The 19350-nt window shown below is 63.3% G+C and carries 17 protein-coding genes; 12 read left to right on the forward strand and 5 right to left on the reverse strand.

Annotated elements, in window-relative coordinates:
- Positions 1-15: 15 nt before the first annotated feature.
- Entirely contained in the window at positions 16-1371 is a 1356-nt protein-coding gene (locus K2U94_RS04610; RefSeq protein WP_243066086.1) for a glycosyltransferase family 4 protein, read from the forward strand.
- Between the two features lie 99 nt (positions 1372-1470).
- On the opposite strand, the gene K2U94_RS04615 is transcribed toward K2U94_RS04610, so the two are convergent.
- From K2U94_RS04615 to K2U94_RS04625, 3 genes are all read right to left on the reverse strand, one after another.
- Positions 1471-2796, reverse strand: a complete 1326-nt coding sequence (locus K2U94_RS04615) for a glycosyltransferase family 4 protein (protein WP_243066087.1) — start codon at positions 2794-2796, stop codon at positions 1471-1473.
- Positions 2760-3824 (reverse strand): SAM-dependent methyltransferase, encoded by a 1065-nt coding sequence (locus K2U94_RS04620; RefSeq protein WP_243066088.1) that lies wholly within the window; start codon positions 3822-3824, stop codon positions 2760-2762. Before K2U94_RS04620 ends, K2U94_RS04615 begins: the two co-directional genes overlap by 37 nt.
- A gap of 94 nt (positions 3825-3918) precedes the next feature.
- Positions 3919-4983: a hypothetical protein gene (locus K2U94_RS04625; protein ID WP_243066089.1), complete on the reverse strand. Its 1065-nt coding sequence runs from the start codon at positions 4981-4983 to the stop codon at positions 3919-3921.
- A 192-nt stretch (positions 4984-5175) separates the two neighbouring features.
- Between K2U94_RS04625 and K2U94_RS04630 the strand changes: the two genes are divergently transcribed.
- From K2U94_RS04630 to K2U94_RS04650, 5 genes are all read left to right on the forward strand, one after another.
- On the forward strand, positions 5176-6372 hold the full coding sequence (locus K2U94_RS04630) for a KpsE/RkpR family capsule polysaccharide export protein (protein WP_243066090.1): 1197 nt from the start codon (positions 5176-5178) through the stop codon (positions 6370-6372).
- Positions 6369-7193: an ABC transporter permease gene (locus K2U94_RS04635; RefSeq protein ID WP_243066091.1), complete on the forward strand. Its 825-nt coding sequence runs from the start codon at positions 6369-6371 to the stop codon at positions 7191-7193. Before K2U94_RS04630 ends, K2U94_RS04635 begins: the two co-directional genes overlap by 4 nt.
- Before the next feature lie 19 nt (positions 7194-7212).
- A complete protein-coding gene (locus K2U94_RS04640; RefSeq protein ID WP_243066092.1) occupies positions 7213-8457 on the forward strand; it encodes a KpsE/RkpR family capsule polysaccharide export protein in 1245 nt (414 codons plus the stop codon).
- Positions 8454-9239 (forward strand): ABC transporter ATP-binding protein, encoded by a 786-nt coding sequence (locus tag K2U94_RS04645; RefSeq protein ID WP_243066093.1) that lies wholly within the window; start codon positions 8454-8456, stop codon positions 9237-9239. The genes K2U94_RS04640 and K2U94_RS04645 overlap by 4 nt, the downstream gene beginning before the upstream one ends.
- 470 nt (positions 9240-9709) lie before the next feature.
- Positions 9710-11128: a hypothetical protein gene (locus K2U94_RS04650; protein ID WP_243066094.1), complete on the forward strand. Its 1419-nt coding sequence runs from the start codon at positions 9710-9712 to the stop codon at positions 11126-11128.
- Positions 11129-11209: 81 nt separating this feature from the next.
- On the opposite strand, the gene cls is transcribed toward K2U94_RS04650, so the two are convergent.
- Positions 11210-12640: a cardiolipin synthase gene (gene cls / locus K2U94_RS04655; protein WP_243066095.1), complete on the reverse strand. Its 1431-nt coding sequence runs from the start codon at positions 12638-12640 to the stop codon at positions 11210-11212.
- A gap of 329 nt (positions 12641-12969) precedes the next feature.
- Between cls and K2U94_RS04660 the strand changes: the two genes are divergently transcribed.
- On the forward strand, positions 12970-14493 hold the full coding sequence (locus K2U94_RS04660) for an FAD-dependent oxidoreductase (RefSeq protein ID WP_243066096.1): 1524 nt from the start codon (positions 12970-12972) through the stop codon (positions 14491-14493).
- A gap of 49 nt (positions 14494-14542) precedes the next feature.
- Positions 14543-15016, forward strand: coding sequence for an RrF2 family transcriptional regulator (locus K2U94_RS04665; protein ID WP_243066097.1), 474 nt, complete (start codon positions 14543-14545; stop codon positions 15014-15016).
- Here the strand turns inward: K2U94_RS04665 and K2U94_RS04670 are convergent.
- A complete protein-coding gene (locus K2U94_RS04670) occupies positions 14971-15429 on the reverse strand; it encodes an RrF2 family transcriptional regulator (RefSeq protein ID WP_243066098.1) in 459 nt (152 codons plus the stop codon). The two genes, K2U94_RS04665 and K2U94_RS04670, sit on opposite strands and share 46 nt — an antisense overlap.
- Positions 15430-15589: 160 nt before the next feature.
- Between K2U94_RS04670 and K2U94_RS04675 the strand changes: the two genes are divergently transcribed.
- The 4 genes from K2U94_RS04675 (at position 15590) to cydX (ending at position 19310) form a co-directional block, all read left to right on the forward strand.
- Positions 15590-16168: a ferritin-like domain-containing protein gene (locus tag K2U94_RS04675; RefSeq protein WP_243066099.1), complete on the forward strand. Its 579-nt coding sequence runs from the start codon at positions 15590-15592 to the stop codon at positions 16166-16168.
- Positions 16169-16426: 258 nt separating this feature from the next.
- Positions 16427-18004 (forward strand): cytochrome ubiquinol oxidase subunit I, encoded by a 1578-nt coding sequence (locus K2U94_RS04680; protein ID WP_243066100.1) that lies wholly within the window; start codon positions 16427-16429, stop codon positions 18002-18004.
- 10 nt (positions 18005-18014) lie between these two features.
- Positions 18015-19166: a cytochrome d ubiquinol oxidase subunit II gene (gene cydB, locus K2U94_RS04685; RefSeq protein ID WP_243066101.1), complete on the forward strand. Its 1152-nt coding sequence runs from the start codon at positions 18015-18017 to the stop codon at positions 19164-19166.
- Between the two features lie 15 nt (positions 19167-19181).
- Positions 19182-19310, forward strand: coding sequence for a cytochrome bd-I oxidase subunit CydX (gene cydX / locus K2U94_RS04690; RefSeq protein WP_243066102.1), 129 nt, complete (start codon positions 19182-19184; stop codon positions 19308-19310).
- Positions 19311-19350: the final 40 nt, after the last annotated feature.

Here is a 19350-nt window from a genome sequence, read left to right on the forward strand (position 1 = left end):
AGCCGAGCGCTTGTCGTGCAAACAAAAATCCTGTTCGAATTGTTCAACCTGACCCTCGCGCGCGGCACCGGGATCGCCACTTACGCCCGCAATCTCTGCGCGCTCGCCAATCAGCTCGGCTTCGATGCCGAGGGTTTGCTGCATTCCAATCGGCCCATCGACCCGAAAGACCCGGTTCTCGCCGAAATCGCCTTTTTCGATGCGCGCAACCGCAGTCCCGATCCGGTTTACCTCTACACGACCATGATCTTGCGACGACTCATGGGTCTGCCGTTCGGCCTGCCGTCGTTGGAAATGCCCAAACGGAAGATCGTGACCCCGACCGCGGCGCAAGATCCGTTTCAGGGCCTGTCGCGCCTTCATGTCGCGACCCTGTTCATGGATGCGACGCGCTATCATTTCAAGCTTTACGGGCGATCCGCGAAGCTTCGGGTCAAGGCGCGGCCGGATATTTTTCACGCCACCCAGGCGATCCCGCTGCGGGTCGAGGGCGCCCGCAATATCTATACGATCCACGATGTCGTGCCGTTGAAACTGCCGCAATCGACCCTCGACGACAAGAAATTCTTCTTGAATATGGTCCGCCATCTCGGCGCGACGGCCGACCGGATCGTCACGGTTTCGGAAGCCTCGCGCCGCGATCTCATCGACATTTGCGGGATCGACCCGAACCGTGTCGTCAACACCTATCAATCCGTGTCCTTCCCGGAAGAGCTGCTGGCGCAGACCTATGCCGAATCCGCCAATCTCGTGCGGCGCGCCTTCGGGCTGGAGGCCGACGATTATTATCTGTTTTTCGGCGCGCTGGAGCCGAAGAAGAATGTCGGCCGGCTGCTGGATTCCTATATCGTCAGCGGGACGAAGCGAAAGCTGGCGTTGGCCGGGGGGCTTGGCTGGGAATATCACGACGACCTCGCCAAGATCGAGGATCTGCGCTCCCACGCCCTGAAAATCGACGGCGCCCGGATCACGCCCGACGAGCAGATCAGACGTCTCAGCCATGTGCCGCTGTTTCAGCTGACCGCTCTGATCCGCTGCGCCCGCGCGGTGGTTTTTCCCTCGCTTTACGAGGGCTTCGGCCTCCCGGTGCTGGAAGCCATGCTGCTCGGCGCGCCGGTGCTGACCTCGAACGGCTCGTCGCTGCCGGAAGTCGCTGGAGACGCGGCTCTGCTGGTCGATCCCACCGATGTGCGCGGCATCGCCGGCGCGCTGCGCAGGCTCGACGAGGATGACGCGCTCTGCGCCGATCTGCGCCAGCGCGGTTACGCCCAGGCGGCGAAATTCTCGCCCGAGGCGCATAAGGAGCGGCTCGCCCGGGTCTATGACGAGGCTTTGGCCGGCCCGCCGAGGCAAAACGCCAGAGCGGCGTGAACAAAAGTCGATGCTTGTTTTTCGTAAAAACGCTGCGAAAACAAACGAATCGAGAGCGGATTGCGATTCGGCAGAATCGCAATCCGCTCCAGGCGGCGCTCACAGGGCAGCGATGAAATTGTCGATGGCGGCGAAATAATCCGCTTCGGTCGGCGCCGTGCAACCGGCGGCGGCGCGCAGCGCCTCCCGGCGGCGCGGAAAATCCGGTTTGGCGAAATCCAAGATCGCATTTTTCCAGCCGAGCCCGTCGATCGGCGACAGGTAGGTCGCGGATGCGCCGGCGGTTTCGTGAAAAATCGCGATGTCGGAGGCGATGAGCGGCGCGCCGAGATTCAGCGCCTCGACGACCGGTAGCCCATAGCCCTCGGCATAGCTCGGCATCAGCACGGCGCGGGCGTTCGCCACCAGCCGGCGCAAAGCGCGGCGCGGCAGGCCGCTGACCCTCTGCACCGTGCGGCGCAGCGCAGGACAGCGATCCAGCATGCGCAGGACATGTTCGTGATCCCAGCCGTCGACGCCGACCAGAACCAGTTTCGGCGCTTCGGGGCCGAGCTCTTTCCAGATATTCAGGATGAGCTGGTGGTTCTTGCGCGGTTCGATCGTCCCGACCATGACGAAATAGGGGGCCTCGGCCAAAAGCGGATCGTCATCCTCGCGGTCGCGCCTGGCGCCGAGCGGCGACGGGAGGTGACGGACGATCATCGGCGGCGCAGGCTTGCGGCGGCGTTCATATTCCTCGGCGAGCCGGTCGCGGACGACGGCGGAGGTTGTGATGACCGCTTTCGCGTGCCGGACGATCGTCTGGACGCGGCGATCGAAACGCTGCCAATAGCCGGCGCGGAAGAATTCCGGATGGTCGAGCGGCAGAAGATCGTGGACGACGAAAAGCGGGGTGACGTCGGGACGGCGGGCGAGCCAGTCGAAGAAGCGATGATATTCGAACCCTGCCTGGGCAACATTGAGATAAATCGCGCCTTCGGGGACGGATGCGCCAAAATCGTCAATAAGACGCAGGAATAATTGGTCGGCGAGGGCGCGCGGCCCCTCGTCGACGCTGCGGCAGATCAATTCGCCGGGCAATTGCCGTTGCCCGGAGGGATCGGCGATCCAGGCGCGAAGATCGTTCCATGTCGCGTCGTCCGGCAGTGCGTCGTCCTCGCCGACCTTGCGGTGGAAACGCGCCACGAGCCGGCGCAGCCTCGCCGGGCTCCAGAGATGCGGCTCGCGCAGCCCGTAATGCAGGCCGCCGGCCAGCCCTTTATCCTCCGCATAGCGGCGGGCGTAAAGCAGATCGACGCGATCCATGCCGGTGAGGGCGCGGCGGTTCAGCCGCGCCACCAGATGAGTTGCGTCATAGACCAGCGGACGGCGCGGACCCGCCGCCGGCGTCAGGCCCGCGCTTTGCGTACGATCAGGCCGAAGCATGTGGAGGCGAAGCCGTCGATGGATAGCTTGATATGGGTGCTGTCGTGCTGCGCCCGCATGGTTTCGAGCTTGCCGCTCGGATCGCCAGGATAGGGCGGCACGTCGATGAAACGGTCGAGCGGCTTTTCGCCAATGTCGAAATCGAGCGGCGCGACCTCATGGCCGTCCGCCCGCAGCCGCTCGGCCAGGGCTTCGAAATGGCGCCGCTGTGGCAGAACGGTCGGCCAATTGTCGAGCGTACGGCCATTGTCGAGGAAATTGAACTCGGTGGTATGAATGGCGACGCCGCCGGGTTTCAGCGTGCGCAGCGAATTGACGACGAAATCCATGCCCTTTTCGATCGAGCCCAGATGTTCCAGCGCGCAGATCGACCAGCAGAAGTCATGGCCGGCGAGATCATCGGGAAGGGCGTTCATATCGACAGAGCGGTGCGAAACCAGCGCGTCGAAAGCCTCGCGCGGGACGAGATAATCCTTGTAGGCCTGTTCGAGCGAGGAGAGATGCTGTCCGGTGTCGCGCCAGCCGGCGGCGGCGGCTTCCTCGCTCTGCAGATCGGTCACGGTCGCCTGAACGCCCCGGGAGGCGAGATAGCTCGCGATCGGCTCCTCGCCGCAGCCGAAGCCGAGGCCGCGCCGGCCGGGGGCGAGCTGGCCGCTTTCCGCCAGGGCCTGAAGCAGGAAGCAAAATTCCCAGATCTTGCGGTGGAACACCACCGGAATGCGCAGCTGGGCGCACCAATGGGCGCACCAGTCGCTTTCGAGATCGGCTTGCGTGCTCGGCTTGCAGGCCAGCCCGACGGGACGATAGGCGGCGTCCTGGCGCGGCGGCAGTTCCGCCGCGAGCCGCCGGGCCAGTTCGAAACCGAAATATTTGATGTTGAGCGCAAGAATATCGATGTCGCGCAGCCGCAAAGCCAGAGCCGACAGGTTCGGCCGCGACTGGTCGTCCACATTGGCCACGTTGCGGCGCAGGGCGTCGTCCAGCCAGGCCGGATCGAGAGGCGGAGGAGTGCTGGATATATTCGACATGCGGCTCGCAAAGGCGTCGATGAATGGAAGAATCGAATTGGGTGAAGGAGCGCCGCCAATTTAGCGGCGCGGCGCCGGCGCCGCTACAATTAAATCACAGGCTTGGCGCTCGGATTCCGCCTCGTTCTTCCCTTCGATCGATCTGAACATGTTTCAGCGCGAGTCGGCCCTCGATGCAGCCGGTCAGGACCTGTATGCGGATTTCGACCGGCGCCAGCGGATTGGTCACCTCGAAATCGAGGTGGAAGGCAAAAAGTCCTGCGGGAGGAAGCTTGGCGGTGATCGCCGTCAATATCGCCTCGGAGAAAATATCGGCGCCGAGGCGATTGTCGGAATGGCAATGCTCCGTCTCGATTTCCACCGTCATGCGCCATTTGCCTTCCGGCAGGTGAAGATAGGGGCCGCAGACGATGAATCGGGCCGGTCCCAGAAGCTCGATCGGCCCCTCCAGAAAGGCGCCCGGCTCATCCCATTTGAGGAAAAGAGACGTCGGCCAGACGAATTGCGAGACGGTCCGGCCGGCGGTCAAGGGTGCGTAGCGGTCGCTGAGAACCTTGAGCGCCGCGCGCTGCGAAGGTGAAAGACGCAACGGCTCCGCCAGATCGCTGCCATGGGGGAAATGGCGTTCGACATAATCTTTCAAAGTGTCGATGTCGCTTCCCTCCGGCGCGAGAGCCGTCATGATCGATGCGATCTGGGCGTCGGAAAAGGCGGCGCCGTAGAACTGGCAGAGGCTTTCGACAAAGGCGCCGAGGTTGCGGGAAAGATCGGACGGCGATATGCGCAACACACGCGGCGTGCTGGTCAGGGCGGCGAGGGCGCAGACGACCTGGGTGGCGAAACGCGCCGCCGGCGCAAATTCCATCCCACGGGAGCGCATCACATAGGAAACGATGTGGGCGAAATCCTCGACCACCAGCGCGATCGGGGAGCGCACATTGGACACCAGTTCGCTGATCTTCTTGTGCGGGCAATCGGAAAACAGGATGACGCATTTCTTTTGCTGGTTTTCGGCGCTGAACCATTTCTCGCGCAATTCCTCGAGAAACATGGCTTGAATGAAAACGTGCTCGCCGAACAGTTCATCTCCCATGCTTCGCAAGATATTTGCGGTCGCATAGGACAGCGATGACGGCGAGCCGAAGGAAACGATCAGCATGACGGGCCCAATACAGGATTTCCGGATTGTGGATTGAGGGCGCCGAAACACAATATCGTCGGCCAGGATTGCGTCATCTCTTGAGGGGCGCTAAATTTTCGACATGGTTTTTGCGTAGTTGGCGGCTGCACGTCTGATTTGGAAACGGCGAAATTTCGCGGCGATCGCCGCAAAGTCGCATGAAAGCGCGCAATGGGCAATATTTTGAAACCGAAGGCCGCGACGGGATTGACGATCCAGCTTGACGGCTCCCTGGCGCAGCGCGCCGCGGGCGCCGCTCTGAAATGGGCGCCAGCGAGCCGACGTTCCCGGCTCTATATCCTTGCGGTCATGCTCCCCACCCTGTGGGCGATGCTTTATTACGGACTGATCGCGTCCAAACGTTATGTTTCCGAGGCGCAATTCGTCGTGCGCAGCGTCTCCAGCCAGCGGCTGAGCGGCCTGCAGATGTTCTTTCGTTCCTTCGGTCTGTCGCCGGCCGCCGACGACGCCAATGCCGTCGAGAGCTATTTGCAGTCGCGCGACGCCGTGCGCGCGCTGGCCGGCAAGTTGCCGCTGCGAGAGATGTTCGGCCGCAAGGAAGCCGACGTATTCGCGCGCTTTCCCCATTTTTATCTTTGGCCGCGCAATTCGTTCGAACGGCTTTACGACTATTACCTCGAACGGGTGACCGTCGTGCGCGATCCGACCACCGGAATCACGGATTTGCGCGTCATCGCCTTCGACCCCCGCGACGCGCAGGAAATCGCCCAGGAATTGTTGCAACTGGCCGAGGCCATGGTCAACCGCATGAACGCCCGCGCCGAGAAGGATGCGGTGAAATCCTCGCTTGATGATCTCGCCATGGCCAACGCGCGGCTGGCGGCGTCGCAAAAGAGCCTGGCCGCCTATCGCAAAGAGGCGCAATTCCTCGACCCCGCCTCGACCTCCGCCTCCATCCTCGAGACGATCACCAGTCTCTCGAGCGATCTCGCCTCCGCGACGGCGCTTGCGGAGGAGATGAAAAAGACCTCGCCAGCCAATCCCGCGATTTTCTCGATGTCGCAGAAAATCAATTCGCTTCGGGACGCCATCGACGCCGAACGGCAAAAAATCGCCGGCGGCGACCGCGCCGTTGCGGCCAAGCTTGCCCGCTACGAACAATTGCTGCTCGATGAGAAGCTTGCCGAAACCGGGGTGGAGGCCGCGAATGTTTCGCTGGAAGTCGCGCGGCAGGACGCCCGCAAGCAGTCGATCTATGTCGAGGAGGTGGTCGAACCCAATCTTGCCGACGAATCGACCGAACCGCAACGATTGCGCATGATCGCCACGGTCTTCGTATTGTCCTTCGCCATTTTCGGCGTGATCTGGCTGCTGGTCGCCGGAACCAAGGAACATGTCGTCAGATGAATGCGATTCTGAATCATATGCAGAACCATGGAACCTTGGGGCAGGCTTTGTCCGGCTTCAAGGCCCAGGCGAAGGTCATTCTGGCCTTGATGGTCCGCGACGCCGTCGCCAAGTTCGGCCATGAATCGCTCGGCTTTTTCTGGATCATCGGCGAACCCATGACGCTCACCGCGGGCGTAATGGTGATGTGGAGCCTTTCCGGCTCCAAGGAGGCCGCGGAAGTCGGCGTGGTGCCTTTCGCCTTGACCGGCTATTCGCACATCACCTTGTGGCGGCATCTCATCGGCCGCTCCATATTGGGCATTACGCGCAACGCTCCTTTGTTCTATTTGAGTCGCGTCAAATTCTTCGATGTGCTTCTCGCCGGGGCGCTGCTCGAAATCGTCGCTATCTTCGCGGCCTTTCTCATCGTCTATACGCCGCTCACGCTGCTCGGCTATGTGCCGGTGATGCACGATCCGCTGCTTTCGATCGGAGGTTTCCTGCTGACCGGCTGGTTCGGCTTCGCCTTCGGGCTGGTCATCGCGGGTATTTCGGAACTCAATGAAACCGCCGAGCGGTTCATCCATCCCGCCATGTATATCACCATTCCGGCGACCGGCATTTTCACCATGCAATATTGGCTGCCCGCCAAGGCGCAGAAAGTGCTCGCCTGGTCGCCCTTGGTCAATTCCATGGAGATGTTTCGCGGCGGGATTTTTCCGCCGACCATGCCCGTGCAATATGACGTTCCCTATGTCATCGCCTGGTGCGTGGCCTTGACGGCGATCGGCGTGCCCTTCTGCAATTACGCGCAACGCCATGCGAATTTGGACGGCTGATCCGGAAAGGCGGGCGCAGGTGTCAATCAAGATCAAGGACAAGGCGGCGGATTTCGCAGATTTGCGAAACGATTTCGACCTGCATGAAATCACGCTTACGCCCCTCGTTCAGAAAACGGACATAATCGTGGACGCCGATGCGCCCGCGGTCGCCGAAACGGCGCCGTCGCTCTGGACGCGGTTCGCGCCCTATCGGTTGTTTGTCTCCATTGTGGTCATTCCCTGCGCCCTGGCCGCGATCTATCTGTTCGTCATCGCGTCGGACCGCTATCTTTCAGAAGCACAGTTCATCGTGCGCTCCGCCAGCGACAGCGGCGCCGCAACGGCCACGGCGCTGATCGAGAGCAATGGCCTGTCGCGCGCGCATGACGAGACCTATGTCGTCAACGCCTATATCAATTCGCGCGACGCCATGGACTGGCTGATCCGCAATGCCGGTCTGCGTCAGGTGTTCAGCCGTCCCGAAGCCGATTTCATCAATCGGTTCCCGAATTCCTTCACGCGCGACAATCTGGAAAATTATTTCGAATATTACAAAAATATGGTCGAATCGGAGCCCGATGAGGAGACTGGCATCAGCACCGTCAGCGTGGTCGCCTTCACGCCGCAGGATGCGCAGCAGGTGGCGAAAGGCCTGCTACGCGCCGCCGAAATCCTGGTCAACAACATGAATATGCGCGCCGAAGCGGATGCGGTGACCGACGCCGACGCCGTCGTCGAGGAGGCGAGGCGCGGGCTTGGGGAGATCGAGCGGAAACTGGCCCAGTTCCGCAGCCGGGCGGGATTCGTCAGCGCCCAGCAGGAGGATGTGGCGGCGCTGAAAACCGTCACCAGCCTCATGACCCAGTTGGCGGAAGCGCAGGCCAATCTCAAGCAATCGCAGGCCTTGACGCCCGACAACCCCGGGATCCCCAATCTTGCCGCAAAGATCAAAGCCTATGAGGCGCAACTCAACCAGGCCAAGGCGTCGATCGCCGGCGGCCGGTCGTCGATCGCCTCGAAAACCGGCGAATTCGAAATGCTGAGCCTGGAGGAGAAAATCGCCGAAAGGGCGCTGGCCAAGGCGGTCGCCGACCGCGAAGCGGCGCGGCAGGCGGCGCGTCGGCAGCACCTTTACCTCCAGGTCGTCGTCGAGCCCAATCTGGCGGATCAATCGACCTATCCGCGCCGTCTGCTCTATCTGCTTCTCACGTTCGTCGCCGCCGAGGCGATCTATATGATCGTCAAAAATCTGCGGCAATTCGCCATCGAGCACGCGCTGTGAAACATTTTCTCAAAAATTCCCTCGCCGGCTTCGGCCGGCGGCCCGCGGCGCCGGGCGCGGCTTTGCCCGTCGTGGCCGCGCCGGGGCAGACGCCGATCGCGCCGCGCCCCGTCGGGACAGTCGCCGGCCGGCGCAGCCTTCGCGTCGAAAACATCGTCAAGGAATATCACACCAACATTGGCCGCCGGCGCATCCTCGACGGCATTTCCTTTGAAGTGGGCGCGGGGGAAAAGATCGCGGTGGTCGGCCGCAACGGCGCCGGCAAATCGACTCTGTTCAAGATCGTCAGCGGCGTCGAATTGCCGACTTCGGGCGAGATCCATCGCGGCCTGTTCATGTCCTGGCCGCTCGGCTTTGCCGGCGGACTGTCGGGCGAAATGACCGGGCGCGACAACGCCCGCTTCATCGCAAGGCTTTACGAGCGCGACCTCGACGAGGTCATCGATTTCGTCGACGATTTCGCCGAACTCGGCAGCCAGCTCGACCTGTCCGTGCGCAATTATTCGACCGGCCAGCGCATGCGTCTCGCCTTCGCGCTGACGCTTGCCGTCGATTTCGAATGTTTTCTGATCGACGAAGTCCTGTCGGTCGGCGATCAGCGCTTTCACCGCAAATGTCACGAAGCTTTGTTCGAGAAGCGGCGCGATTGCGCCATGATCCTCATCAGCCATGACGTCAACATCATCCGCGAATTCTGCTCGAAAGTGCTGGTTCTGAAGGCTGGCCGCAGCAAATTCTTCGACGACGTCGATCTCGCGCTGAATATCTATCAGACGTTGTGAGCTTGCGAAAACCGGCGGATGGAGAGCGCGCCATCGAATGACGAAGACGCGCGCCCGGATTACCTCGGCGATCACCGAGGCGGCGCCGGGTGGGCGGCGCAAAATGAGGCTCCCGCGCGGCTTTGGCGGTCGAAAAAGGTTGTGATCTCGCGCCATTGCCGGCTGGAATCGAGAATAGCAGGTCGGTAGCATCGGCTATTCTGGGCGTGGCCGGGCGCAAGCCGAATTTGTCGAGCCATCGGCGGCGCTTGCCAATCTCACGCCCGGCTGTCGCCGCAAGGCGGGTGAGCAAACGGAGGTGAAGAACCCTCATGGCCAGAAAGCCTGCGAAATCGCCGCAACCGGTCGGTAAAGCGCGAAAACGGGCCGCGCCGCTTATCGACGACGAGGTTCTATCTGCTCTGCTCGACGCGCTCTTGACACAGGGCGCCTGTGTCTTGCCAGGGGCGGCGCCAGCGAGCCTGGATCGCATGTTCGCCGATTTTCTCGAAATTTGTCGCGAAGGCCGATTGGAGGATAGCGACGAATTGATCGCCGATCTCGCCTCGGCGCTGGAGGAGGGGCGCATAGACGCCAACGGCGGCGCTCCTGACGCGCGGCGGGCGCTCGCGGAAATCGACCGGCTGCTGCGGGAAGCACTGGCGGACGGCGCCTTGAAACCGGCGGAGATGATGGCGACCGGCAAAATTTTCATCGACGCCGGCTTGCCGCCGCCGCAATGTCTGAAGGAGGCTCTGGCGCGTGTGTTCAGCCTGCTAACGGAAGCGCCGGGGGCCGAAAGTCAGGAAGATCTCGGCGCCGTATTGGGGGAAGACGCGTTCAAGGTCGGCGACAATCCTTTTGACATATATGACCACGCGCGTTCGCTGACCTGCATTCTGCCTGATGCGGCGAAAATCGCGATCATCGGCCATCTCGCCAATGATCCCCTGGCCGCGCAAGCGGCCGCCGGCTTTTTGCTCGATCCCGACGACGCGGTGGCGATCGCCACGGCGGAGGCGCTGGCCGAGGCGGCGAAAAAAGCGCCGGTCGAGAGCGTCGCGCTGGAGAGACTTGTTCTCATCCGGCCGTGGCTGGAGCCGGCGCGGCGACCCGCCGTCGACGCGGCGATCAAAGCCATGCGGCGCAACGCCTTGCCCGCCGAGCCGGCGCCGGCCGCGAAAGTCGTGAAATGCGTGGCGACGCTTTGCGACGGATCGGGCGCGATGCAATTCGCCATGGCGCAAAAGGTTGGAACGCGCTTTCGCATCGCGGCGATCATGACCAAACCGGCCGGCGTCGCCGACGCTTTCGTTCTCGATGGCCTGCCCAAGCGTGAAATGGAGGCCGTGCTCGCCCAGGTGAAATCGGCGGTCCCGACGAGAGAAACGGACGCGTCGACGCTGGCGCGGCTGTTGCGAATCGCCCTCGGCGACAATCTGACGTCAAAAACGCCGCCGCCGTTCCAGATCGTGCAGGCGGTCGAAGCGATGGGGCTCGGGCAAATATGTCCTGATTGCGCGTCGCCGTCCGAAGTGATCGAGCGCCTTCTCGCCGACGCGCCTCCCGCGTCCGCCAAGCCGGAGATCCAGGTTGCGGAGCTTGATTTTGTGGAGGGCTGGTTTGAGGGCGTCGCGGATGTCGAAAGCCTGCTGAAGCCGGTGAAGGGACGGCAAAGGCGGATCAAGAAGCTCCTTGAGGCCTATCTGCCCGGGCGGCGCCATTTCTGGGCGCGGCAATGCGCCATGACGGCGCTCGTCCTGCGCGCCGGCAGGGACCGCATTGACACGGCCTGGCCGCAACTGGCGCGGGCGGGCCGCGACATCGCCTCCGACCGCCCGCTCGCCGAAATTCCGCTGATGACTCGCGTCGCCGAGGAAACCGTTCGGGCGTTCGAGGAGAGTCTTTGATTCGCCGCCAAGATTCGCCGCCAAGATTCGCCGCCAAGCCCATGTCCTTTCGGTCGAGCGTCCGGGCCAATCCTTTCGCCCTCAAAGGATCGGACTAAAAAGCCTTGCTATGGGAGCGCCGATGCGCAGCGCCGCCGATTCGTCGGAAAGCGGTCGATCGTGAATCGAAGAGGCGGCGATATCCGTTTCCAGCATGGCGGCGACCGCCTGCGCAAAGCCCGAATCGAAGATCAGGGCGCTTGCCTCGAAGTTCAGCCGGCATGACCGGCTGTCGAGATTGTGGCTGCCGATCGATGCGACCGCGTCGTCGATCAGCAGAACCTTCTGGTGGATGAAGCCGGGCGCGTAGCGATAGAACCGGACGCCTGACCCGCGCATCTCGTCGAGAAAGGCGAAGGCGGCGAGCCAGGACAGCCAATGGTCGCGTTTCGCCGGGATGATCACGCGCACGTCGACGCCGCGCGCCGCGGCGAGACACAACGCATTCATCAGGCCGGAATCGGGGGTGAAATAGGGCGTGCTGATCCACAGGCGTTTTCGCGCAGAGGTCAGTGCGTGGAGAAAATAGAGACTGCCCGTCTCGCGCGCATCGGCCGGACCCGAGGCCAGGACGAGCGCGCTGACGCCGCCGGGAGCCGCCCGCGGCCGCCAGTACAGGTCGAGGCTTTCGCCCGTGGCCCAATGCCAGTCGTCGACGAAATGACTTTGCATTTGCGCCACGACCGGCCCTTCGAGGCGCACCATGGTGTCGCGCCAGGCGCCGAGCGCGGGGTTGCGGCCGAGATATTCGTCTCCGAAGTTGAATCCGCCGGTAAAGGCCGTTTCCCCATCGATGACCGTGATCTTGCGGTGATCGCGGAAATTGAGGCGCATCGGCGCGAACAGACGCCAGCCATGACGGGAGTGGAAATCGGTGATCGCGACGCCGGCCTCGCGCAATCGCCGGACGTAAGCGCGATCGAGGCTATAGCTGCCGAAAGGATCGTAGAGGATTTCGACGCGCACGCCTTCGCGCGCCTTTTTGATCAGCCGTTCCTGGAGAGCGCGGCCGAGCCGGTCGTTGCGCAGGATATAGGTTTCGATCAGAATGTAGCGGCGCGCATTGGCGATTGCGGTGAAAACCGCCTCGAAGGCCGCGCGGTCGGTCAGGAGCGCCGCCGCATTTTGTCCGACGGCGCTCCGCCCGGCCAGCGCTTCGAATCCTTTTCGCATCGGGTCGGCTTCTTCGGCCGGCGCCGGCATCGACCGATCGTCCAGGCCCCTGCTGCTGGCGTGAATCGTCATTTGCGATGACCGGCGCGCGCGAACCATGCCGTGATAGCGAAAGTCGCCGAAGACCAGAAAGGCCGGCACGCCCAGCAGGGGAAAAACCATTAGAAAGAAGGCCCAGCCGACGGCGCCTTGAGGCGTGCGCGCCGACCGGATCGCGCGCAAGGCAAAAAAGGCCGCCACGAATTGAAGGGCGAAAAGCCCCGCGGACAATCCGAATGAAAGGGGGGAGGGGAGAGCCATCAGACCTCACGCGGCCGAGATTCGTTTGTCATTGCCAGCTTCGCGATCATAGCGCTTTTCGTCCCCGGGGCGCCCGCGCGAGATGGGGCTGGCCTTGCGCTTGAGCATGACGCCTTCGCCCGGCGCGGCAACCTTTTTCCCACGGGAGCGTTTTGAAGAGAAGACCTGAACCCGAGGGGCCATTCGAAGCGTCGCAACGAAAAAGGATTCCCGGGTCGGGTTGGATTGGAGCGAATTGCAGCCAGCCCGCGCATTGAAATTCGCCGCTTTGCGGGTTTTTCGTCGGGCCGCCGAGCGACAATCGCAATTTCCAGCAAAGGTCGCACGAAATGGCCGAAGACCAGTCCAAAACCGCCGGTCCCGATCTGACCCGTGGCGTTGAATGCGGCGCCATCCCCGATGGCGGCAAGCTTCTCGGCCATGTCGGCGAAGCCCAGGTTCTCGTGGTTCGCGTCGGCGCGGAATTCTTCGCGGTCGACGCCTTTTGCACCCATTATCACGGTCCGCTCGCCGACGGTCTTGTTGCGGACGGCGCCTTGCGCTGTCCGTGGCATCACGCCTGCTTTGACCTGCGCACGGGCGAAGCCCTGCGCCCGCCGGCTTTCGGCCCGCTGGCGTGCTGGTCCGTGGAGCAGCGCAACGGCCGCATTTTCGTGCGTGAACAGCGCAAATCAGCCGCGACGGCGCCGCGCGCCCTTGGCGGCGCGCCCGAACGCATCGTCATTGTCGGCGGCGGCGCGGCCGGTTTCGCCGCGGCGGAGAAATTGAGGCGCGAGCATTATCAGGGAAGCATCGTCATGCTGAGCGATGACGATGCGCCGCCCGTCGATCGGCCCAATCTGTCCAAGGACTATCTCGCCGGCAGCGCGCCGGAGGAATGGGTTCCCCTCCAGCCGGAACAATTTTATGCGGAAAGCGGCATTGACCTCCGCCTCAAGGCGAATGTGACCGCCCTCGATCCGCAACGTCGCGAAGTCATCCTCTGCGATGGCGGCAGCGTTCCCTATGACCGCCTGCTGCTCGCGACGGGCGCCGAGCCGGTCCGTTTGCCGATCTCGGGAGCGGACCGGCCGCATGTCCATGCCCTGCGCTCGTTTTCGGATTGCCAGGCGATCATCGCCGCGGCCGGCGCCGCCCGGCGGGCGGTGGTGATCGGCGCGAGCTTCATCGGCCTCGAAGCCGCCGCGGCGCTGCGCGCCCGCAAGATCGAAGTTCACGTCGTCGCGCCCGAGGCACGGCCGATGGAACGAATCCTCGGTCCGGAGATGGGGGATTTCATTCGCGCGCTTCACGAAGAGCACGGCGTCGTATTCCACCTAGAAGAAAAACCGGCCGCAATCGAGGACAGGCAGGTGATACTGGAGAGCGGCAAAAAGCTCGACGCGGATCTGGTGATCCTCGGCGTCGGCGTGCGGCCGAGGACGCAACTTGCGGAGGCGGCGGGCCTGCGCGTCGATCGCGGCGTGACGGTCGACGCCTATCTTGAAACCAGCGCCCCGGGCGTCTTCGCCGCGGGAGACATCGCGCGCTGGCCCGATCCGCACGGCGGCGCGCCGATTCGCGTCGAGCATTGGGTCGTTGCCGAGCGCCAGGGGCAGACGGCGGCGCTCAACATGCTGGGACGGCGGCAACAATATGCGGCGGTTCCCTTCTTCTGGAGCCAGCATTACGACGTTCCGATCAATTATGTCGGCCATGCCGAGAACTGGGACGATCTTACGATCGAAGGCGACATAAGGGCGAAAGACTGCCTGCTGCGCTTCAACCGGAATGGCCGCGCTTTGGCGGTCGCGTCGATTTTCCGCGATCTCGAAAGCCTCAAGGCCGAGCTTGCAATGGAGCGCGATTCGTAGTTCTCGTCACGAAGAAAGCGGGCAGGATCGGCCTCGAGGACGAACCAGATTGAAGCTGACGAGCTATTCGAATTTCACCTTGCGCGTCCTGATGGTCGCCGCGGCCCGGCAGCCGGAGCTGACCACGATCGGCGAGATCGCGGACGCCTTCCAGATTTCCAAGGCGCATCTGACCCGCTGCGTCCATCAGCTCGGGCAATGGGGCTATATCGAGACCGTCAGGGGCAATGGCGGCGGGTTCCGCCTGGCGCGCGACGCCACGGCGATCTCGGTTGGCGAGGTGATCCGACGGACGGAAGAAGGCTTCGACGTGGTCGAATGTTTCGACGCCGAAACCGCGACCTGCCCGCTGCTGCCGCGCTGCGGCCTGCGTCCCGCCCTGCTGCGGGCGACCGACGTGTTCCTGGCGACCCTCGACGGCTTCACTCTGGCGGAAATCGCCGCCAATGGCGAAGATCTGCTCGACGCGCTCGCGCTTCAGCGTCCCGCCGCCGCTTGCGACGAGGCGCGGGCGGCTTTCTGAACCCCGCCTTCCTCCGCCGTGTCGAGGGCGAGGTCGGCCAGGCTCAGCCGGGCGAGTTCCTCGCGGAAGGCGCGATAAGCGGCTTCGCAGGCTCGGCGCAGGATGCATAAAGAGACGATGCGGCATTCGTCCTCCTGATGCAGGCGGCAGGGGAAGAGATTCTCCTGGGGCTCGAAAAGATCGAGAATTTCCACGGCGTTGATCGCGCCCGCGGGTTTGGCGAGGCGATAGCCGCCGCCGGGACCGCGCTGGCCGACGAGATAGCCCGCCTGCATCAATTCATTGCATGTCTTCAGCACCAGGGCCTCGGTCAGGCCGAGGCGGCGCGCCATCTCCGGCATGGAGAGCGGACGGTCGGTCCGGCAGACCATGAGGATTCGCATCGCGCCATTGGTTGCGGCGTTAAGTCTCATCCCGATCCTTAAAGATATATTGCTAGTATAACTATTTTGGCTTATTTATGTATCATCCTTGGACGGCCGTCCATGCGTCAGATCAAGCGCGGCGCGGCGACAAAAGGACATGGGCGCCCGCTGTCGGCGGCCGCTCCATCTTCATGGACAGGAGCATGGCATGCATTTCGAAAACGGCGCGGCCCATGGCGGCTGCGGATGCGGCGGTCGCGGATCTGGCCACGGACGCGGTCGCGGCCATGGGATGGGCGGCGGTTGCGCCATGCCGGCGTTCGACGCGGTCGAGGGCCGGCTGTCGGCGGAGGCCCACGAGGCGGTGCTGGAGGCGCTCGACGACGAATATCGCGCCCGCGCCTTCTATCTCGCGGTGCTGGAGCGCTTCCCCGGCGCCATGCCCTTCGCCCATATCGTCGAGTCGGAGGAAAGGCACGCCGCCGCGCTCGCCCGCGTTCTCGCGGCCTACGGACTGGCGGTTCCGCCCAATCCCTATATCGGAAACGAGGCCATAAGCCGCAGCGTTCCGGGCTCGATCGCCTGCGCCTGCGACCTCGCCGTCAAGGAGGAGGTCCACAACGACCGGCTCTATGAGGAGAAGCTTCTGCCGAAGGCGGAGGCCTTCCCCCTCGTCGCGCAGGTTTTCGAGCGGCTGATGCTGGCCTCGCGCGAACGCCATCTGCCGGCCTTCCGCCGTTTCGCCGAGGCCTATCGCGCGGGCCGGCGTCCCGAACGGGCGCATTGACTCCGCCATAGGGGCCTCTCCGCCTGGCCCCGGTCTGAGACATTCTGTCGCGCTTCCTCGCAAGCGCGGCAGAGCAGGGGATTTTTACGCCAAATCAGTTCGTTGGACCAGGATCTGTCTCGCCGCGGCGCTCATCGGATGCGCCGCCGCACAATTCTTATATTGAAACTACAGCTTTAATCTTATATCAAAAATTGATGTTTGGATTCCTCTCCCGCGCCGCGAAGCGCGAGAGCGTCCGGCTGAAAGGCGTCCCAAATGATCGATCCAACTGTCGTTGAGCTGTCGCGATGGCAATTCGCCGCGACGGCGCTCTATCACTTCCTTTTCGTTCCGCTCACCCTCGGCCTCTCCTGGCTCCTGGTGATCATGGAGTCGGTCTATGTCATGACCGGCAAGGAAATCTACAAGGACATGGTCAAGTTCTGGGGCAAGCTGTTCGGCATCAATTTCGCCCTCGGCGTGACCACCGGCCTGACCATGGAGTTTCAGTTCGGCACCAATTGGGCCTATTACTCCCATTATGTCGGCGACGTCTTCGGCGCCCCGCTCGCCATTGAAGGCCTGATGGCCTTCTTCCTCGAATCGACTTTCATCGGCCTGTTCTTCCTCGGCTGGGAGAAGCTGACCAAGATCCAGCATCTCGGCGTCACCTTCCTCACCGCGCTCGGCTCCAACCTGTCCGCGCTGTGGATTCTCGTGGCCAACGGCTGGATGCAGAACCCGGTCGGCGCGATTTTCTCGCCCGAGACCATGCGGATGGAGATGCAGAGTTTTTCCGATGTCTTCCTCAACCCCGTCGCGCAGGTCAAATTCGTCCATACCGTCGCGGCGGGCTATGTCACCGGCTCCATGTTCGTGCTCGGCATTTCCGCCTGGCATATTCTCAAGGGCCGCGACCTGGCCTTCTTCCGCCGCTCCTTCGCGGTGGCGGTCGGCTTCGGCCTTGCCGCCAGCCTGTCGGTGATCGTGCTCGGCGACGAATCCGGCTACGTGCTCGGCGACGTGCAGAAGGTGAAGCTCGCGGCGATCGAGGCCGAATGGCATACCGAACCGCCGCCCGCCTCCTTCACCTTGTTCGGTCTGCCCTCGCAGGAAAAGCAGCACACTTACGCCCGGATCTCGATTCCCTGGGTCATGGGGCTGATCGCCACCCGCTCGATCGATACGCCGGTCACGGGCCTGATCGATCTGGAGCAAGAGCACCAGAGCCGCATCCGCTCCGGGATGCTCGCCTATGACGCGCTGATGAAGCTGCGCTCCGGCGACAAATCGGCGGCGACGCAGGCCGAATTCGACGCCCATTCCAAGGACATCGGCTATGGCCTGCTGTTGAAGCAATTCACCGACAATCCGGCCAAGGCGACCGAGGTCGACATCAAGGCGGCGGCCAGAAGCTCCATCCCGACGGTCTGGCCTTTGTTTTGGGCGTTCCGCGTGATGGTCGGCCTCGGCTTCATGATGCTGTTCATCTTCGCCTCGGGCTTCTGGCTCAATGCGGCGAAAAAGCTCGAGCGCAATCGCTGGCTGCTGTGGCTTGCGGTCCTCGCCATTCCCGCGCCATGGATCGCGTCCGAAGCGGGCTGGTTCGTCGCCGAATTCGGCCGTCAGCCTTGGGCGATCGGCGAGGTTCTGCCGACCTTCCTGGCGACTTCGACCCTCACGCCCGGCGATCTCATCTTCTCGCTATCGGGCTTCATCCTATTCTACACCTTCCTGTTCATGATCGAGATCTTTCTCATGCAGAAATATGCGCGGCTGGGGCCGAGTTCGCTGGGCCTTGGACGTTATCATTACGAGAAGGGCGCGCAGGCCCGGTTCTCGGCGGCCGAGTGAGGAGGGCGTCATGTTTGATTTCGCGACCCTGAAATTCATCTGGTGGATCCTCGTCGGCGCGCTGCTGATCGGCTTCGCCATCACCGATGGCATGGACATGGGGGTCGGCAGCCTGCTGCCCTTCGTCGCCAAATCCGACACCGAGCGCCGCATCGCGATCAATACGGTCGGCCCGCATTGGGACGGCAACCAGGTGTGGCTGATCACCGCAGGCGGCGCCATCTTCGCCGCCTGGCCCTCCGTTTACGCGGCGGCCTTCTCCGGCTTCTACATGGCGATGATGCTGGTGCTGTTCGCTCTGTTCTTCCGGCCAGTGGGCTTCGACTATCGCTCCAAGCTCAACGCCAAACGCTGGCGCGGGGCCTGGGACTGGGGCCTGTTCCTCGGCGGCGCGGTTCCGGCCCTGATCTTCGGGGTCGCCTTCGGCAATCTGCTCCAGGGCGTGCCCTTCTGGCTCGACGACCTGCTGCGCCCGCATTACCAGGGCAGCCTGCTCACGGCGCTGCTGCCGCTGCTCAACCCCTTCGCTTTGGTCGCGGGGCTGATCAGCCTCGGCATGCTCACCGTCCATGGCGGATTGTGGCTGCAATTGCGCGCCGACGAGCCGATCGCGGGCCGCGCCCAAAAAATCGTCGCAACCATCGCCCCGGCGGTCACGATCCTGTTCGCGCTCGCCGGAATCTGGATGTGGTTCGGCGTGGACGGCTATCGCATCGTGTCGGAGCCCGCGCATAACGCCATGCCCAATCCCCTGGCCAAGGAAGTTGTCCGCGCCAGCCACGCCTGGTTCGACGTCTATCGCGCTTTTCCGGTCGCCTTGCTCGCCCCGGCGATCGGCCTTGCCGGCCCCCTCCTTGCCGCGCGGCTGTCCGCCATGGGCAGGGCCGGCCTCGCCTTCGTCGCCAGCGCCCTTGCGATGACCGGGATCATCGGCACCGCCGGCCTGTCCATGTTCCCCTTCATCATGCCGTCGAGCCTCAAGCCCAATTCGAGCCTCACCGTGTGGGACGCGACGTCGAGCCATCTGACCCTCAGCGTGATGTTCTGGGCGGTGGTGATCTTCCTGCCCATCGTGCTCGGCTATACGGTCTGGTGCTACGCCAAAATGTGGGGAACGGTCTCGGCCGGGGAAATCGAAACCCGGTCCCATTCCGCTTATTAAGGAAAGGTTCGAACGATGTGGTATTTCGCCTGGATCCTCGGCGTGACCGCCGCCGCCGCCATCGGGGTCATCAATGTCATGTGGTACGAATGCCAGGACAGTCTCGATCGGAACGGCGAGGGGCTGGCTCCCAAGCGGTCCTGATCCGCTCCGCGCGCCCGGGCCGGCGTCCTCGTCCCGCCCC

This window comes from Candidatus Rhodoblastus alkanivorans (assembly GCF_022760755.1).
GTDB classification, from domain to species: domain Bacteria; phylum Pseudomonadota; class Alphaproteobacteria; order Rhizobiales; family Beijerinckiaceae; genus Rhodoblastus; species Rhodoblastus alkanivorans.

What these genes read in the sequence shown, in the direction of transcription:
- cydX (WP_243066102.1), top strand. Translation starts at nt 19,182, where the DNA reads ATGTGGTATTTCGCCTGGATCCTCGGCGTGACCGCCGCCGCCGCCATC.
- K2U94_RS04670 (WP_243066098.1), bottom strand. Translation starts at nt 15,429, where the DNA reads ATGAGACTTAACGCCGCAACCAATGGCGCGATGCGAATCCTCATGGTC.
- K2U94_RS04635 (WP_243066091.1), top strand. Translation starts at nt 6,369, where the DNA reads ATGAATGCGATTCTGAATCATATGCAGAACCATGGAACCTTGGGGCAG.
- K2U94_RS04675 (WP_243066099.1), top strand. Translation starts at nt 15,590, where the DNA reads ATGCATTTCGAAAACGGCGCGGCCCATGGCGGCTGCGGATGCGGCGGT.
- K2U94_RS04625 (WP_243066089.1), bottom strand. Translation starts at nt 4,983, where the DNA reads ATGCTGATCGTTTCCTTCGGCTCGCCGTCATCGCTGTCCTATGCGACC.
- K2U94_RS04660 (WP_243066096.1), top strand. Translation starts at nt 12,970, where the DNA reads ATGGCCGAAGACCAGTCCAAAACCGCCGGTCCCGATCTGACCCGTGGC.
- cydB (WP_243066101.1), top strand. Translation starts at nt 18,015, where the DNA reads ATGTTTGATTTCGCGACCCTGAAATTCATCTGGTGGATCCTCGTCGGC.
- K2U94_RS04680 (WP_243066100.1), top strand. Translation starts at nt 16,427, where the DNA reads ATGATCGATCCAACTGTCGTTGAGCTGTCGCGATGGCAATTCGCCGCG.
- K2U94_RS04615 (WP_243066087.1), bottom strand. Translation starts at nt 2,796, where the DNA reads ATGCTTCGGCCTGATCGTACGCAAAGCGCGGGCCTGACGCCGGCGGCG.
- K2U94_RS04620 (WP_243066088.1), bottom strand. Translation starts at nt 3,824, where the DNA reads ATGTCGAATATATCCAGCACTCCTCCGCCTCTCGATCCGGCCTGGCTG.
- K2U94_RS04630 (WP_243066090.1), top strand. Translation starts at nt 5,176, where the DNA reads ATGGGCAATATTTTGAAACCGAAGGCCGCGACGGGATTGACGATCCAG.
- cls (WP_243066095.1), bottom strand. Translation starts at nt 12,640, where the DNA reads ATGGCTCTCCCCTCCCCCCTTTCATTCGGATTGTCCGCGGGGCTTTTC.
- K2U94_RS04650 (WP_243066094.1), top strand. Translation starts at nt 9,710, where the DNA reads ATGTTCGCCGATTTTCTCGAAATTTGTCGCGAAGGCCGATTGGAGGAT.